Source organism: Deinococcus sonorensis KR-87 (assembly GCF_040256395.1).
Taxonomy (GTDB): domain Bacteria; phylum Deinococcota; class Deinococci; order Deinococcales; family Deinococcaceae; genus Deinococcus; species Deinococcus sonorensis.
The window spans coordinates 21220-37539 of record NZ_CP158298.1; the positions used below are offsets into that span (position 1 = coordinate 21220).

At 70.5% G+C, this 16320-nt stretch carries 18 protein-coding genes; 10 read left to right on the forward strand and 8 right to left on the reverse strand.

The genetic code is table 11. From position 1 onward, the window contains the following. The first annotated feature begins 318 nt into the window (after positions 1-318). Positions 319-735: an ATP-binding protein gene (locus ABOD76_RS03350; protein ID WP_350242136.1), complete on the forward strand. Its 417-nt coding sequence runs from the start codon at positions 319-321 to the stop codon at positions 733-735. Between the two features lie 35 nt (positions 736-770). Then, entirely contained in the window at positions 771-1154 is a 384-nt protein-coding gene (locus tag ABOD76_RS03355; RefSeq protein ID WP_350242138.1) for a hypothetical protein, read from the forward strand. 336 nt (positions 1155-1490) lie between these two features. Here the strand turns inward: ABOD76_RS03355 and ABOD76_RS03360 are convergent, their stop codons facing one another. Together ABOD76_RS03360 and ABOD76_RS03365 are read right to left on the reverse strand one after the other, a co-directional pair. Next, complete coding sequence (locus tag ABOD76_RS03360; RefSeq protein ID WP_350242140.1) at positions 1491-2120, reverse strand: response regulator transcription factor; 630 nt, start codon at positions 2118-2120, stop codon at positions 1491-1493. Next, positions 2113-3657, reverse strand: coding sequence for a sensor histidine kinase (locus ABOD76_RS03365; protein WP_350242142.1), 1545 nt, complete (start codon positions 3655-3657; stop codon positions 2113-2115). Before ABOD76_RS03365 ends, ABOD76_RS03360 begins: the two co-directional genes overlap by 8 nt. 268 nt (positions 3658-3925) lie before the next feature. Between ABOD76_RS03365 and kdpB the strand changes: the two genes are divergently transcribed. The 6 genes from kdpB (at position 3926) to ABOD76_RS03395 (ending at position 10159) form a co-directional block, all read left to right on the forward strand. Next, complete coding sequence (gene kdpB / locus ABOD76_RS03370; protein ID WP_350242144.1) at positions 3926-5968, forward strand: potassium-transporting ATPase subunit KdpB; 2043 nt, start codon at positions 3926-3928, stop codon at positions 5966-5968. A gap of 41 nt (positions 5969-6009) precedes the next feature. Next, positions 6010-6135, forward strand: coding sequence for a K(+)-transporting ATPase subunit F (gene kdpF / locus ABOD76_RS03375; protein ID WP_350242146.1), 126 nt, complete (start codon positions 6010-6012; stop codon positions 6133-6135). Beyond that, entirely contained in the window at positions 6135-7841 is a 1707-nt protein-coding gene (kdpA, locus tag ABOD76_RS03380) for a potassium-transporting ATPase subunit KdpA (RefSeq protein WP_350242149.1), read from the forward strand. The genes kdpF and kdpA overlap by 1 nt, the downstream gene beginning before the upstream one ends. Continuing rightward, the gene (kdpC, locus tag ABOD76_RS03385; protein WP_350242151.1) at positions 7838-8467 is read left to right on the forward strand and encodes a potassium-transporting ATPase subunit KdpC; all 630 of its coding nucleotides are present in this window, start codon (positions 7838-7840) and stop codon (positions 8465-8467) included. The genes kdpA and kdpC overlap by 4 nt, the downstream gene beginning before the upstream one ends. Position 8468: 1 nt before the next feature. Continuing rightward, positions 8469-9554 (forward strand): universal stress protein, encoded by a 1086-nt coding sequence (locus ABOD76_RS03390; protein WP_350242152.1) that lies wholly within the window; start codon positions 8469-8471, stop codon positions 9552-9554. A 332-nt stretch (positions 9555-9886) separates the two neighbouring features. Next, positions 9887-10159, forward strand: coding sequence for a hypothetical protein (locus ABOD76_RS03395; RefSeq protein WP_350242153.1), 273 nt, complete (start codon positions 9887-9889; stop codon positions 10157-10159). Here ABOD76_RS03395 and ABOD76_RS03400 read toward each other — a convergent pair. The 4 genes from ABOD76_RS03400 to ABOD76_RS03415 form a co-directional block, all read right to left on the reverse strand. Continuing rightward, positions 10116-10478: an ArsR/SmtB family transcription factor gene (locus ABOD76_RS03400; protein WP_350242154.1), complete on the reverse strand. Its 363-nt coding sequence runs from the start codon at positions 10476-10478 to the stop codon at positions 10116-10118. The genes ABOD76_RS03395 and ABOD76_RS03400 overlap by 44 nt on opposite strands. Before the next feature lie 44 nt (positions 10479-10522). Then, positions 10523-11452 carry a cation diffusion facilitator family transporter gene (locus ABOD76_RS03405; RefSeq protein ID WP_350242155.1) on the reverse strand — a complete coding sequence of 310 codons (930 nt, stop codon included), beginning with the start codon at positions 11450-11452 and terminating at the stop codon, positions 10523-10525. A gap of 89 nt (positions 11453-11541) precedes the next feature. Next, positions 11542-11691: a hypothetical protein gene (locus ABOD76_RS03410; RefSeq protein WP_350242156.1), complete on the reverse strand. Its 150-nt coding sequence runs from the start codon at positions 11689-11691 to the stop codon at positions 11542-11544. A 398-nt stretch (positions 11692-12089) separates the two neighbouring features. Beyond that, on the reverse strand, positions 12090-14279 hold the full coding sequence (locus tag ABOD76_RS03415; RefSeq protein WP_350242157.1) for a heavy metal translocating P-type ATPase: 2190 nt from the start codon (positions 14277-14279) through the stop codon (positions 12090-12092). Between the two features lie 436 nt (positions 14280-14715). Between ABOD76_RS03415 and ABOD76_RS03420 the strand changes: the two genes are divergently transcribed. Further along, a complete protein-coding gene (locus ABOD76_RS03420; protein WP_350242158.1) occupies positions 14716-14901 on the forward strand; it encodes a hypothetical protein in 186 nt (61 codons plus the stop codon). A gap of 82 nt (positions 14902-14983) precedes the next feature. Here ABOD76_RS03420 and ABOD76_RS03425 read toward each other — a convergent pair whose 3' ends face one another. Continuing rightward, positions 14984-15331, reverse strand: a complete 348-nt coding sequence (locus tag ABOD76_RS03425; RefSeq protein WP_350242319.1) for a cation diffusion facilitator family transporter — start codon at positions 15329-15331, stop codon at positions 14984-14986. Positions 15332-15340: 9 nt separating this feature from the next. Between ABOD76_RS03425 and ABOD76_RS03430 the strand changes: the two genes are divergently transcribed. Then, entirely contained in the window at positions 15341-16123 is a 783-nt protein-coding gene (locus ABOD76_RS03430) for a sulfite exporter TauE/SafE family protein (RefSeq protein ID WP_350242159.1), read from the forward strand. Positions 16124-16167: 44 nt separating this feature from the next. Here ABOD76_RS03430 and ABOD76_RS03435 read toward each other — a convergent pair whose 3' ends face one another. After that, on the reverse strand, positions 16168-16302 hold the full coding sequence (locus tag ABOD76_RS03435; protein ID WP_350242160.1) for a hypothetical protein: 135 nt from the start codon (positions 16300-16302) through the stop codon (positions 16168-16170). Positions 16303-16320: the final 18 nt, after the last annotated feature.

Genomic DNA, 16320 nt, shown 5'->3' on the forward strand with positions numbered 1-16320 from the left:
CCATCGCCGGCGGCCCCCTCGCCTTCTTTGCGGTGACCCACCTGCGCCGGGATCAAGCCCCTGACCGGCTGCGTGGCGGCACGGACGGGCGGGGTTCGTGTCCAGTACGATGGCGTCCAGAAGGGCGACGTGGCTCAGCCGGCGCCGTCCGTCGCGGAGCTGGGCAGGAGGTCATTCCCTGCCGGGTCCCTGGCTTGAGCGGTACGCTCAGTGTCGTTGCGTCGGTCTTGGTGCGCATGGCGTGAGGGGGGTGCGGTGGACGGAAGTCGTCAACAGGTCGCCGATCGTCTCAGGGGGCTCACCGCCCGGCGTGCAGGGGTGGCCGTCGTGCTGTGGGGTGAGCCGGGCATCGGCAAAACCCATCTGGCCAGAGCGGTGTTGCGCGAGGCCCCCTGCGCCTCGATTTCTATTCGTGCCCGTCAGCCGCTGGAGCAGGTCGCGCTGGCCGTGCCACGTTCGCCCCAGGCGGGTGCCTGGCTGGCGGTGTCGATCGAGCGCCTGGAGCGAGGGGAGCGGTTCACCGGTGAGCAGCTGGTGAAAGTGCTCGCCGCGCAGCTGGCCCTCCGTGCTCCGGTGGTCCTCCATGTCGAGGACCTGCACGAGTGCTCACCGGACCAGCTTCAGCTGTGGCGGACCCTCGCGGCGCGCGTGACCCGGACGCGGGGCGCCGGTCTGCTGGTCACCAGCCGCACCCTGCCCCAGACGGCTTTGAACCGGTCCACGTTGATCCGCTGAGCCGTGCCGAGTCGGATCTCCTGCTCAACGCGGACGTGGGCGGGAACCTGCCAGACGAAGCGCTCGCGTGGATTTTTGAGCGGGCGGCGGGCCATCCCCTCTTTACCGTCGAGTACCTCCGCTTCCTCGCCCGGCAGGGCCTGCTGTGGAATGACGCCCGGCGCTGGCGGTGGCGGACGCCAGAGCGGCACATCATCCCGGTGAGCGTGGAAGCGCTGATCGAGCAGGTCATCGCTGCGGCGGCCGGCTCACCCCCGCACCGCGCCGTCCTCCAGGCCAAGGCGATGCTGGAACCGGGCGTGGAAGCCGCCCGCCTGGCCGTCGTCGCGGGCCTGACGCTGGACGAGCTTCAGGCGGCGTCCGCCCACCTGACCCGGAGCGGAGTGCTGGTGGACGGTGAGTTCGCCCACCCCCTGTAGGTCGGTGATTCAGGGACGGACGACCCCGTCCGGGGCGCACCGGCGAGCGGTCCGTCCATGGCGCATCCGTGAGGTCTTCGCGGCACTGCGAACAAAGGGAGCGACTCGCCGTGAACCCTTCCCTTGGCCGACACGCCCTCTTGGGTGTCTGGCGTACCCTGAACAGCCGCGGTTGACGGCGCCTCCTGCCTCGTCTTCAGGTGCGGCCTGGCCTGCCAGACCGCGCCTCCGGACCATCAGGCAGGCCATGGTGAACCCGGACGATGCGGTGCCGGCGGGCATGGACGCTGAGGAACGCCGCCCTCCGGGTGCCCAGGCGTCCGCCCCGGGCCCCTGTTACAGGAGGCCGCGCCGCAGCGCCTTGACGGCGGCCTGCGTGCGGTCCGCCGCCTGCAGTTTGACGAGAATCTCCTGCACGTGCAGCTTGACGGTGCTCACGCTGACGTCGAGCGCGGCGGCGATGTCCCGGTTCGGGAGGCCGTCCGCGATCAGCCGGAGCACGTCGAGTTCCCGCGAGGTGAGGGGGGATCCGGCGTCGGGAGCGCGGACCCCGCCCAGCACATGGTGGGCTACCTGCGGGTCGAGGTACGCGCTGCCCGCGGCGGCGGCGCGGATCGCGAGCAGCAGCAGGTCCGGGTGGGCGCTTTTCAGGCAGTAGGCGTGGGCCCCGGAGGCCAGGGACGCGAAGACTTCCTCGCGCAGGTCGTGGGCGGTGAGCATCACGATCCGCAGGTCCGGCCAGCGCTGCTTGACTTCGCGTGCGGTCTGGATGCCGTCCATGCCGGGCAGGCCGATGTCGAGCACAGCCACGTCCACCTGCACCTGCGCCAGCCATTCCAGGCCCTCCTCGCCGCTTCTGGCCTCCGCCACCACCCGCAGGTCCGGCTCGAGGTTGATGGTCGCCCGCAGGCCGTCGCGGGTGAAGGCGTGGTCCTCGACCAGCAGCACACGGACCGGGTCACGCATGCGGGGCCTCCAGCGGGAGCGTCAGGGTGAAGCGGCTCCGGGCCCGGGCGGTGCGCAGGTAGGCCACGTGCCCGTGGTGCGCCTCCGCGATGCGGCGGGTGAGGTACAGGCCCAGGCCGGTGCCGCCCCCCGCACCGCCCGTGCGGAAACGCTGGAACAGCCAGCGTTCCCGGTCCGGGGGGACGCCGGGACCCTCATCCTGGACGGTGAAGAGGGCCTCCTCACCGTCGCCGGTCAGGCCGACGGTGACGGTCCCGCCGGGCGGGCTGAACTTGATCGCGTTGTCCAGCAGATTCTGCACCGCCCGCCTCAGATCACGCCGGTTGCCCGCAACGTGGACGCCCTCCAGTCGCGGTTCCAGCGTCACGCCCTTCGCGTCCGCGTGGGGGCGCAGGTCACGGATGACGTTGAGGACGACTTCCCGCAGGTGAACGGACTCGCGGTGCTCTCCGGTGGCGTCCCGGCTCTCGAACCGGGCGACGAGCAGCAACTGGTCCGCCAGGTCGAGGAGCGTCTCGTTGGCCCCCAGCCCGTTGACCAGGGTGGCGCGGTAGTCGTCCGGCAGGGAGCCGTACGCCCCTCGCAGGGCGGCGCGCATGTTCATGGCATTGGCCAGCAGGGGGGTGCGCAGGTCATGGGACACCGCGTAGATCAGGTCGCGCAGCAGCTCGCCCTGCTCGGCCAGCTGCGCGCGACCCTCGCGCAGGTCGTCGAGCAGGGCGGTGCGTTCCAGCAGCGGCTGCAGCGCGCGGATCGCCTCACCCGTCAGGTTCGGCGGTGTGTGCGGGGCGGTCAGGATCACCAGCAGGTCTCCCTGGGTGGGCCGGCGCAGCCGGGCCAGCACCACCCGGCCGCCGTCGGCGGCCCACACGTCCCCGGTGCCGACCGGGTGCGCCAGGAACTCCAGCGGCACGCGGGTGCCCAGACGGCTGGGCGGCGCCGGGTCGGCGCTCACGCTGATGACCCGCGCGTGCGGGGCGCGCAGCATCGCCCGGTCCACCGCGCCGATCTCCACCGTGAGCGCCCCGGTGAGGCGCTGCAGCGCCGCAGCGGCGCGTTCCACGAACTCCGCCTGTCCCAGGGGGCCGCCCATGTCCTCCGCCAGGCCGCGCAGGGCCCGCTCGCGCTGATGCTGCCGCTCCTGCTCCCGCAGCGCGATGGCCCGCTCCGACGCGGTGCGCGCGCGAATGGTCAGGTACCCGACCAGCAGCACCGCGAGAATGCTCACCGCCCGGTTGGCCAGGTCGGTCGGGTGCACGCCGTCACGCGCGCCGTTCCAGAGGCCCGCCCCCACATTCGCCAGCACCGCCAGGCCGGTGAGGTGCCAGGCGGTACGCCGGGACGCCCCCAGCGCCGCGAAGGCCACCGAGGCGCTGAGGACCGTCCCCACGGCGAGTGAAGCGGGCGTCAGGAGGTCCGCCAGCAGCACCGCGGCCATCAGGATCAGCGCCACCGCCCACACGGTGCCGTCGCTCAGCGGCAGCCGGGGCGGGGCGACGCGCTCGCGCGTCACGTCTCGGGTGGTCAGGGCAGACATGAGTTCAGGGTAGGGCACCCGCCGCATGCCGGGCCCTTCCGGACCCGGACCGTCCGCCGCTGCCGGAGGTCAGCCTGCGGGGAGGCGGGGGAGGTCGTGGGACGCGCCATGCCCGCAGGATGCGCCGCCGCTCCGGCCATGTCATCCGGTCAAGTGGCCGGTCCTGATGGCCACCTGGCCAGTCGGGCCGCCACCTGACCGATGGGCGGCGGGGGGCCGCCTTGCGAACATCACCGGGTATGAACCGTTTCGCTCGTGGGGTCCGCTGGTGACCTCCACCCCTGTCCGCGCCCCGTCGGGGCACCCGTCCAGCATCTTCGCGCCGCCGCTGGTCCGCAGCGCGCTGCTGGCCAGTTTCTCCAAGCTCTCGCCCGCGGCCCAGGCCCGCAACCCGGTGATGTTCGTGGTCTACCTTGGCACGGCCCTCACCCTGTACGCGACGGTGGCGAACGTCTTCACGCGCCGCGCGTGGGGTGATGAGCTGGCCGTCACGCTGCTGCTGCTGCTGACCGTGCTGTTCGCCAACTTCGCCGAGGGGCTGGCGGAGGCGCGCGGGAAGGCGCAGGCGGCGGCGCTCCGGTCGGCCCGTGAGGACGTGAAGGCCCGCCGCCGGGTGGGCGTGCGCGAGGAGGTCGTGCCCGGCACCGCGCTCACGCGGGACGACCTGGTGGTCGTGGAGGCGGGCGAGTTCATCCCCGCCGACGGGGAGATCGTGGAGGGCCTGGCCAGCGTGGACGAGAGCGCCATCACCGGCGAGAGCGCCCCGGTGATCCGTGAGGCCGGGACCGACCACTCGGGCGTGACGGGCGGCACGCGGGTGCTGTCGGACCGCATCGTCGTGCGGGTCACCAGCGGGCCCGGGGAGAGCTTCCTCGACCGCATGATCGCCCTGGTGGAGGGCGCGTCCCGCCAGAAGACCCCGAACGAGATCGCGCTGCTGATCCTGCTGAGCGGCCTGACGTTGATCTTCCTGCTGGCGGTGGTCACCCTGTATCCCTTCACGGTGTACGCCGGGGCGCCCGCGTCGCCCGTCACCCTGATCGCGCTGCTGGTGTGCCTGATCCCCACCACCATCGGCGGGCTGCTCCCGGCCATCGGCATCGCGGGCATGGACCGCGCCCTGCAGGCGAACGTGATCGCGAAGAGCGGCAAGGCGGTCGAGGTGGCGGGAGACGTGGACACGCTGCTGCTCGACAAGACCGGCACCATCACCATCGGGAACCGCCAGGCGACCCGCTTCTCGCCCGTGCCAGGCGTTTCCGAGCTGGAGCTGGCCCGCGCCGCCACCCTCGCCTCCCTGGCCGACCCCACCCCAGAGGGCAAGAGCATCGTGGCCCTCGCCCGGCGGCAGGGGGTCGTGGCCGAGACGCCGGAGGGGGCCGAGTTCATCGAGTTCACCGCCCAGACGCGCATGAGCGGCGTGGACCTCGCCGGCACGAGCATCCGCAAGGGGGCCGCCGAGCGCATCGCCCGCCTCGCCGCCGAGCGCGGGGGCCGGGTGCCCTTGGAGTTGCAGCCCCTGGTGGACGACGTGGCGCGGGGCGGGAGCACGCCGCTGTTGGTGATCGAGAACAGCCGCCTGCTGGGCGTGGTGGCCTTGAGTGACGTCGTGAAGCCCGGCATCCGCGAACGCTTCGCCGAGCTGCGCCGCATGGGCCTCAAGACCGTGATGATCACCGGGGACAACCCCCTGACCGCCGAGGCAATCGCGAAGGAGGCGGGCGTGGACGGCTTCCTGGCCGAGGCCACCCCGGAGGACAAGCTGCGCATGATCCGCGAGGAGCAGCAGGGCGGCCGGCTCGTCGCCATGATGGGCGACGGCACGAATGACGCGCCGGCGCTCGCGCAGGCCGACGTGGGCCTCGCCATGAACAGCGGCACCCAGGCGGCGAAGGAGGCGGGGAACATGGTGGACCTCGACTCGGACCCGACCAAGCTGATTGAGGTCGTGGGGATCGGCAAGGGCCTGCTGATCACGCGCGGGGCGCTGACCACCTTCTCCATCGCCAACGACGTGGCGAAGTACTTCGCCATCCTGCCCGCCCTGTTCGTGACCGCCTACCCGGAGCTCGCGGCGCTGAACGTGATGCGGCTGCACAGCCCCACCAGCGCCATCCTCAGCGCCGTGCTCTTCAACGCCATCATCATCCCGCTCCTCATTCCGCTGGCCCTGCGGGGCGTGCCGTACCGGCCCATGAGCGCGGCGTCCATGCTGACCCGCAACCTGCTGGTGTACGGCGGGGGCGGGCTGATCGTGCCGTTCCTCGCCATCAAGCTCATCGACCTCCTCATCACGCCCCTGCTGGGCTGAGGTGACCTCATGGATCTCCTGTTTGTGCTGCTGAGTCTCGTGTGTTTTGGCCTGTGCGTCCTCTACCTGAACGGGATGGAGCGGCTGTGATGCTCGCGCTGGCCCTGACCTCCCTGGCCCTCTTCGGCTACCTGCTGTGCTCGCTGCTGCGCCCGGAGGACTTCTGATGCCCGCCAACCTGCTGCAATTCGTGCTGCTGCTGGTCCTGATGACGGCGCTGGTCGTCCCGGCAGGCGGGTGGCTGTACCGCGTGGTCCAGAGTCCCCGCCACACCGCGGCCGAGCGCGTCACGTACCGCCTGCTGGGCGTGAATCCCGCCGAGGCGATGGACTGGAGGCGGTACGGCCTGGTCCTGGTCGTGTCCAACCTCGTCCTGCTGCTGCTGGGCTACCTGCTGCTGCGGCTGCAGGGCCTGCTCCCCTGGAACCCGGCGGGGCTCGGCGCCCAGGCCCCCGACCTCGCGTGGAACACCATGGTCAGCTTCGTGACGAACACGAACTGGCAGGCGTACAGCGGCGAGCAGAGCCTGTCGTCCTTCTCGCAGATGGCGGTCATCACGACCTGCATGTTCGTGTCGGCCGCGACGGGCTTCGCGGCGGCGGTGGCGTTCATGCGCGGGCTGGCGGGCCGCCGCGGCACGGACCTGGGGAACTTCTGGGTGGACCTCACCCGCATCATCTACCGGGTGTTCCTGCCCCTCTCCTTCGTGCTCGCGCTGATCTTCGTGTGGCAGGGGATGCCGCAGACGCTGAGCGCCTCCGCGAACGCGACCACCCTGGAGGGCGCCGTGCAGCGCATCGCGCTCGGCCCGGTCGCCTCGCTGGAGAGCATCAAGCACCTGGGCACGAACGGCGGCGGCTTCTTCGCCATGAACGCCGCGCACCCGTTCGAGAACCCCACGCCGCTCACGAACGCGCTGCACATCCTCTCGATGCTGCTGCTCCCCTCGGCGCTCACCTCGACCTTCGGGCGGATGCTGGGCAACGTCCGGCAGGGCTGGGTGATCTTCGGCGGGATGCTGGTGATGTTCGTGGGCTGCCTCGCCGCCGTGTACACCTTCGAGCAGGCTGGGAACCCGATTCTGACGCGCCTGGGCGCGGATCAGGCGATCACGGCCACCCAGGCGGGCGGCAACATGGAGGGCAAGGAGGTGCGGTTCGGGATCGCGCAGACGGTCCTGTTCGCCACCACCACGACCGCCGCGACGACCGGCAGCGTGAACAGCATGCACGACTCCTACACCGGACTGGGCGGCCTGGTGCCCATGACCGAGATGATGGTGAACAACGTGTTCGGCGGCAAGGGCGTGGGGTTCATCAACTTCGTGCAGTACCTGGTGCTGGGCGTGTTCATCGCGGGGCTGATGGTGGGCCGAACGCCCGAGTTCCTGGGGAAGAAGATCGAGGCGCGGGAGGTCAAGCTCACGATGCTCGCCGTCCTCGCCCATCCCCTCAGCATCCTGGGCTTCACCGCGCTGGCCGCGGTGCTGCCCGCCGCGCTCGGGCGCCTGAACAACCCCGGCCCGCACGGCTTCTCGGAACTGCTGTACGCCTACACCTCCGGCACGGCGAACAACGGCTCGGCGTTCGCGGGCCTGGGGGCGGACACCCCGTTCTTCAACCTGACCATTGGCCTGGCCATGCTGATCGGGCGGTACCTCACGCTGCTGCCGATGCTGGCCGTCGCGGGCCTGCTGGCCGCCAAGCGCCGGGTGCCGGTGTCGTCGGGCACGCTGCCCACCGACACCGCGCTGTTCGGCGGCCTGACCGTCGTCGTGATCGTGATCGTCGGGGCGCTGACCTTTCTGCCCGCCCTCACCCTCGGCCCGGTGGCCGATCACCTGCAGATGCTGAACGGCGTGGTGCTGAAATGACGTCCCAGAACGTCCCCGCGCGCCCCGCGCCGCTCGCCCGGCTGCTGCTGAGTGCCCTGCTCGCCGCGGTGCTGTTCATCCTGGTCACCGGCCTGGCGTACCCGCTGCTGACGACCGCTGTGGCGGGCGTGCTGTTCCCCCGTCAGGCGAGCGGCAGCCTCGTCACTCGCGACGGGCGCGTCGTTGGTTCATCGGTGCTGGGGCAGCACTTCACGGCCGCCCGGTACCTGCACGGGCGGCCCTCGATGACGAACACGACCGACGGCAGCGGGCCGCAGCCGTACAACGCCGAGAACAGCGGCGCGAGCAACTGGGGACCCACGAACGCGAAGCTCTCGGACGCCGTGCGGGCGCGCGTGGCCAACGTGCGCCGCGAGAATGACCTGGGCGCGGGCACGTCCGTCCCGGTGGACCTGGTGACCGCCTCCGGCAGCGGCCTGGACCCGGACGTCACGCTGGCGGGGGCGTTGCTCCAGGTGCACCGCATCGCGCGCGCGCGCGGGCTGCGCCCGGCCCAGGTGGAGGCGGTCATCCGCGCTCACCTCACCGCCCGGCAGTTCGGCGTGCTGGGCGAGCCGCACGTGAACGTGCTGGCGGTCAACCTGGCGCTGGACGCGAGCCGCTGAGATGCCCGGGCCGGTCCGCCTGACCCCACCGGGCGCCCCCGCCCCGCGCGGTACGCACCGCATCGTGATCGGCATGGCGGCGGGCGTGGGCAAGACCTGCCGCGCCCTGAGCGACCTGCGCGAGCGGCTGGAACGCGGGGAGGACGCCGTGATCGGCGTGCTGGAGACGCACGGGCGGCGGGAGACGCTGGAGGCGGCCGAGGGGCTCCCGGTCGTTCCCCGGCGGGCCATCCGGCACGGCCACGTCACCCTGGAGGAGTTGGACGTGCCGGGCCTGATCACCCGCCGCCCGCGGGTGGTGCTGGTGGACGAACTGGCGCACACCAACGCGCCCGGCAGCGCCGCCGGGAAACGCTGGCAGGACGTGGAGGCGTTGCGGGACGCGGGCATCGACGTGCTGTCCACCCTGAACGTGCAGCATCTGGAGTCCCTGAACGACGTCGTGGCCCGCCTCACCGGCGTGCGGGTGCGTGAGCGGGTGCCAGATCACGTGCTGCACGATGCCGACGAGCTGGTGCTGGTCGACCTGCCCCCCGAGGACCTGCGGGCCCGGCTGCGGGCGGGGAAGGTCTACGGGCCGGAGAAGATCGAGCAGGCGCTCGCCAACTTCTTCACCGTGCCCAACCTCACCGCCCTGCGCGAGATCGCCCTGCGGCACGTCGCGCAGGCGGTGGAACTGGACGTCCCGGACGGGCAGCCGGCCGCCCACGAGGTGATCGTGGTGGCGATGGCCGCTGAGGCCACCGCCGCCCGACTGATCCGCCGCGGCGGTCAGCTGGCCGAGCGCCTGCGCGGGGAGCTGCATGTCGTGTCGGTCCGCCCGGGACGACTGACGCAGGAGCAGTCCCGCCTGCTGGACACCTGCCGCGAGATCACGCAGGCGCTCGGCGGGCACTTCGAGCTGCTGGACGGCACGGGCGACGTGGGCATGACGCTCGTCGCGTACGCCCGCCGGGTCCACGCCACCCAGATCGTGATGGGGGAGACCAGCCGCAGCCGCTGGGCCGAACTGTTCCACGGAGACATCATCAAGACCGTGCTGCGCGGGACGCAGGGCACGGACGTGCACGTCATCAGCCGCGATTGAGCCGGGCGGGAGGACTGGCCCCGGAGGCCACCTGGCCGGCGCCTGCCGCGCGCCCGCTCGCGGATGGGGCGCGGCAGGGACGATGACCCGCGTCGACGAGCGGACCGGCTCTCGGCACCTCCGGCCGCGCGAGCCACGGTGGGCCTTCACCATGAGACGCTCGGGGTACGCAACTCTGCAGAACTCCGCGCCCCGTGTCTCGCACGTGCGCACGGTTTCCTTCGTCTGCTTGCTCGAGCATGTGGGGTGATCCATGAGCAGCGGCTGCAGCCAAAGGCCGCTGCTCTGGCGGCGCGTCACAGCTGCAGGCGACCTTGGCGCGGCGGCCGGAGGTGATCGAGCCGGGATTGGAGGTCCTGGACCGCGAGCTGCTCAACGGGGTAGGGGACATGGACCTGTACGCGCACGATCACGCGGGCCGGTTCGTGGTGGTGGAATGGAAGCGAGCGGAGGCGACGCAGGAGGCAGGAGAGCGGCCCGGACCAGCGACGCTCGCTGATTCCCCACCCCGCCACCACGGCGATCAGCAGCACCGCCAGCAGTCCGGCACCCAGACGCCATCTACTCCCGGACATGATCGAGGGCACTCCCGATCAACGCCGTGACATGCTGATCCAGCAGCCGGTAATACACGATGCGGCCCTCCTTGCGGAACGTCACCAGCCGGTGGGCGCGGAGCAACCGCAGCTGATGGCTGACCGCACTCTCGCTGATCCCCACCACCGCCGAGAGATCACACACGCACAGCTCGCCGGTGTTCAGGGCACTGAGCAGCCGCAACCGGGTCGGGTCGGCCACCGCCTTGAGGAGCGCGCTGGCGTTGTCCACACAACCGGTGTCCGGCATGGCCACTCTCGCCTTCAGAACCGCCTCCGGATGAACGCAGGTCACTTCGCAGGCGTCTTCTTGAGAAGTGAGCATCATTTCCTGATCATACCCGGGCCCAAGCGGCCGTTCCCGGACCAACATCACACCACCTCATCGGACAGCAGATCGCAGGGAACCCGGCCCTGTTCGATCTGCACCGTGGCATGCTCCACGCCAAAGTGCTCGTGCAGCTCATGCCTCAGGTGCTGCAGCCGCTCGTCGGACAGGCCATCCGGGACCACCAGGTGCACCGTCAAGGCCGTCTCGGTGGTGCTCATGCCCCACACGTGCAGGTCATGCACCCCGAACACGCCCGGCTGGTCCACCAGGAACGCCCGGACTTCCTTCAGATTGACGCCTTCCGGCACCGCATCGAGCGCGAGGTCCAGCGACTCGCGCAGGAGGCCCCAGGTGCCGTACAGGATCACCGCGGCGAGGAGCAGGCTGACCAGCGGATCGAGCCAGTCCCAGCCGGTGAAGACGATCAGCACTCCGGTCACCACCACGCCGGCCGAGACCAGCGCATCCGCGAACATGTGCTGGAATGCGCCGCGGAGGTTGAGGTCGCCCTTGCGCCCGGACGCGAACAGGTACGCCGTGATCCCGTTGATGGCCATGCCCAGCAGCGCCACCCAGATCACGGTGCCCCCGACCACGGGCGCGGGGTTGGAGAACCGCTGGATGGCTTCCCAGATGATGGCCCCCAGGGCGATCAGCAGCAGCACGGCGTTGGTCAACGAGGCCAGGATGCTGCTCCGACGCAGCCCGTACGTGTGTTTCTGCGAGGGCCGGCGCTTCGCCGCCAGGTAGGCCCCCCAGGCGAGCAGCAGACCCAGCACGTCGCTGGCGTTGTGCCCCGCATCGGCCACCAGGGCCAGCGATTTCGCCAGCGTGCCGTAGACGATTTCGAAGACCACAAAGATGGTGTTCAGGCCGATCCCGATCAGGAACGCCCGCCCGAAGTCCGCGGGCGCGTGCGTATGACCGTGGCTGTGGGCATGACCATGGGTGTGACCGTGTTCGTGAGCCATAATGGACCGCCTTCAGGGGGAAAGTTCAATCCGGTACCACAGCACGAAGCCAACAACAGGCGGCCGTGATCAGGGGCGTTTCCTGTCCCTCATTCGGTGAGCAGTTCCTCGGGAACGAGGGACCGCAGCGCTGCGGTCCCGAAGGACCGCACGATCTCCAGCGCCGGCCCATGCAGCAGGGTGCCGCCCAGCAGGGCCCTTAGGATTACCGTCCGGCTCAGTCCGCTGACGGTCAGCAACGTGGCACCGTGCGCCCGCCTGGCCGAGGCTCGAAGCCACGGCAACGCCTATGCACCGCAGCTCCAGCGTCAGGGCGATGATCAGCAAGCCTCCGACTGTTGCTCCGGCCGCGAAGCCCACGTCGGCGTTCGGGCGTGGCCGTGAACTGCCGCACCGCCCAACGCAAAACCGATCACCACCCCGACCGGCTGGTGACCTTTGGTCATCGCGGGAAGCCGCTCGCCAGCCACCACAGCGAACCCCACCCCAGCTGCGACATGCTGCACGAAGCGGCGCCGCCGCTCGCCCGGTGCCCGGGAGCAGGGTGGCAGGCACCGGAACGAGCGACAGCGAGAACATCTGGGTCAGGGGAGCGCTCAACCGAGCTGGAGGGCAGGATGAACGGCGATCACGAGCGTCAGGCGGTCTGGGGCACGCTGGTGCCGGTCGGGCGGCGCTGCGCTTTGTGGGTCCTGGCCTGCCAGCTGAGCAGGCGCAGGGCGTTGGCGGTCACCAGCGCTGTTGCGCCGGTATCCGACAGGATGGCGGGCCACAGCCCGGTGATGCCGAGCAGGGTGGTGACCAGGAAGATCAGCTTGAGACCGATGGCGAACGCCACGTTCATGCGGATGTTGTTCATGGTGGCCCGCGACAACTCCACCAGCTCCGCCACGCCGCGCACCTCGGCGCGCAGCAGCGCCGCGCTCGCCGTCTCCAGGGCGACGTCCGTGGCGCCGCCCATCGCCACACCGACATCCGCGGCGGCCAGCGCCGGCGCGTCGTTGATGCCGTCGCCGATCATGGCGACCGTCCCCGCCGCCTTCAGGTCACCGATCAGCCGCAGCTTGTCGGCCGGGAGGAGTTCGGCGCGCACGTCCAACCCCAGGTCTGCGGCGATGGCTGTGCCGGTGCGGGCATTGTCACCGGTCAGCATGACGGGTGTGACCCCCAGCGCCTTGAGGTCCATGATGCCCTGACGGGCATCTGCCCGGGGCTCGTCGCGCAGCGCGATCAGGCCCAGCGTCTGCCCGGCACGCATCAGCACCACCACCGTGTTGCCCTGCTCTTCGAGGAGCGCGGCTCGCTGCGCCGCTTCGTCCTGCAGGGCGCCCTGCTCCTGCGCGTAACGGGGGGAGCCGATCAGGACGGTCTGACCCTCCACCACGGCATGGACGCCCTGGCCGGGGAGCGCGGCGCCGTCCGTGACGGTGGGCAGGTCCACTGCCCCTTCAGCCTTGGCGTGGTCCACGATGGCGCGGGCCAGCGGGTGGCCGGAGCCCTGCTCGACCGCCGCGGCCAGCCGCAGCAGCTCCGCCGTCCCGATGCCGAACGGGACCAGGTTCGTGACCTGCGGGTGCCCCGCCGTGAGGGTGCCGGTCTTGTCGAACGCCACTGTCTTCACGCCGCCCATCGCTTCCAGGGCCGCGCCGCCCTTGATCAGCAGGCCGCGCCGCGCGCCGGCGGACAGCCCGGAGGTGATGGCCGCCGGCACCGACAGCACCAATGCGCAGGGGCAGCCGATCAGCAGCAGCGCGATGCCCTTGTAGAACCACGCGGCCCAGTCTCCGCCGAACAGCAGCGGCGGCAGGACCGCGGTCAGGGCGGCCACCAGCACCACAAACGGGGTGTAGACCCGGGAGAAGCGGTCGATGAAGCGGGCGGTGGGGGCCTTGCTGGCCTCGGCCTGCTCGACCAGGTGGATCATCTGGGCGATGGTGTTGTCCCTGGCCTCCTTCTCCACCCGGATGGTCAGCACCCCGTCGGTGCTGATGCTGCCGGCGTACACCGCGTCCCCAGTCCCCTTGTTCAGCGGCATGCTCTCGCCGGTCACGGGGGAGTCGTCCACACCCGCCCGCCCTTCGGTGATGACGCCGTCGGCGGGAATCCGGTCGCCCGGCTGCACCTGAATCAAGGTGCCGACCTTAAGGCTCTCGACCGGCAACTCGAAGACCTTGCCTTTCTTGAGCACCTTCGCGGTTCTGGGCGTCAGGGCGGACAGGGCTTTGATGCCGCTGCGGGCCCGGCCCACGGCCACCCCTTCCAGGAGCTCGCCCACCGCGAAGAAGAACACCACCACCGCGGCCTCGGCGGCCTGCCCGATGAGGAGCGCCCCGATGGCGGCCAGGGTGACGAGGGTGTTGATGCTGAAGGGATCGCCGGCCCGGCCCGCGGCGTAGGCCTTGCGGGCGAGCGGCCAGGTGCCCAGCAGGGTGGCGGCCAGGTAGCCCCAGAAGGCCAGACGTGGTTCGAGCAGGCCGAACACATAGGCCAGGACCAGCAGGGCGCCGGAGGTCACGACCAGCTGGCCCTGGCGGGTGCGGTACCAGGGCTTGGGCTGCGTGGCCTTGGCGTCCGTGGTGCCATTGAGCAGCTGTGGCTCATGGCCCAAGGCCCGCAGGTTTTTCTCCAGCACTTCGCGTGGCGTGGTGGCCTCGTCCAGCGTGAGGGTCAGCGTCTGGGTGGTGAGGTTGGTTCGGGCGTTCTGCGCGCCTGGAAGACGTTCCAGCGCCCCTTCGATCTTCCGCACGCAGGTCGGACAGTCCATCCCCTCGACAAAGTAGTCCAAGGTTGGTGGGGTACCTTCTGGGGGACGCACAGATCCGGTCATGCCTCCACTATATCTGAACAGCTACTCAGATGTCAGCCCAATCGAGTCGCGCCAGCCCATCACCTTCAGCAGCCCATCCGGGCTGCCTCTTCCATAAAGCAGGGTCCGTGCGCCCCCAGCGCCTCCCGTCCCCAGCGCATCAGCGGCGCGTGGCACGAGCAGAGGTCCATCGCGGCTTCTGACCCGCGGGGATGTCCTGGCCTTGGATCCAGCGCGGAATCCGGGACAGGCCGCCGGACACCCAGACGCCGGAACGAGTATGAAAGGCTTCCATCCCTGCAACCACCCGGACCAGGAGGACCACCATGAAGTGATGGCTGCCGTACCCCGTGCTGCTCCCCGTGATGGTCCGCTGTTCACCGATGCTGGGACCCACCGAGGGGGGTCATTCAGACCTTCGTGCTCGCCCGAGGACCTCACCGGAGGTCCTGCCACGATGGTCACCTGGACCAACCGGGTTACCGCGCCGCACACCGCCACCTCGGACGATGGCAGCTTCACCACGGGGACGCTGGCCGCCGGGCAGTCCGGCTCGGTGACCTTCGCCACCGCTGGCACCTTCCCCTGCTTCTGCGGGGTGCACCCGCGGATGAAGGGCGTGGTGCAGGGAACGGCCCCCTGATTTCCCGACCGCCCCCTCTCTGCGTGAGACGTGCGGCCTACCGATCGGTTGTCGCCCCGCATCACACCGCGTCCTCCTCACTTCACCGCACGACGATGCCCTGGGGGTTGGCCTTGCTTTCCGGCTCGACGTGGATGGTGACCAGACTGCCCTGGAAGACCCGCCGGAGGCTGTCCTTCAGCGCTTCGCAGATACGGTGTGTCACCTCGACCGGCATCTCGCCCGGCACCACCAGGTGACACTCGATGAACGTCACCTGACCGGCCCTGCGGGTCCGAACGTCATGCGCTCCCAGTGCGCCGTGCGCGTACCGGCTGATGCGCTGCTGCACCTCCAGAGGAGCTGCCTCGTCCAGCCGGCGTTTGAGGCTTCCGCGCACCAGCCGGTACCCCACCGACAGGATGTCCAGCGCGGCGGGAAGTGCGTACACTCCTTGGGTGTGACGCCGCTTGACGTGCTCGTGTTGACCCTCATCTTTTTCTGCACCAGCGTGATCAGCGTCGTGACGGGCGCAACCTCGCTGATCACCGTGCCCGCCCTCCTGGCCTTCGGCGTTCCCGCCACCACGGCCCTGGGAACCAACATGCTGGCCCTCACCGTGATGAGTGTGGGGGCCTCGGTGCCGTTCTGGCGGGGTGACGCGCTGGACCGCCTGCGGCTCCCGCTGCTGCTGGGTCTCACGGGGGCGGGTTCGCTGCTGGGGGCCCTGCTGGTGTTCGTGGTTCCGCCCGCGCTGCTCCCGCTGATCATCGCGGCGGCCATGCTGGTCGTCGCCGTGGTGGTGCTGCGGCCCGGCCGCACCGCAGCAGCGCTTCAAGCGCCCACCCGACAGCGTCAGGTGGTGGGCTACGGCCTGACGCTGCTGCTCGCGGTGTACGGGGGCTTCTTCAGCGGCGGCTATGTCACGCTGCTGACCGCCGCGTTTCTCACGACATTTCGCCTGCCGTTCTTGAGGGCCGTCGCGACCACGAAAGTCATCAACGTGGCCTCCTCGCTGGTGGCCACCGTGATCTTCGCCACGCGGGGTGCCGTGGACTGGCGCCTGGGGGTCGTCCTCAGCGGCGTGATGTACGCGGGCGCCACCATCGGCGCGCGCTGGACCCTGCGCCTGGAGGAACGGCGGATCCGGCAGCTGTTTGTGGCCACGGTCCTGCTGCTGGCCCTCAAGACGCTGGTGTTGGATGTGCCGTGGGCCCGCCTCGTGTCCGGCCAGGGGCTGTGATCGGCGCTGAGGACGCTCAGGGCGGCCCGGTCGCGGCCCGACCTTCACACCAGCCGCTCGACGCTCACAACGTCCTTCCAGACGCCTTCGAGCTGCCCATGCCGCTGGTAGGTACCCACCTCCCGGAAGGCGAGGAAGTAGCGGCTGGCGTGGGGGGACGAGCTTCCCGTACCCGGCATCCCGGGCCGCGGCGATCA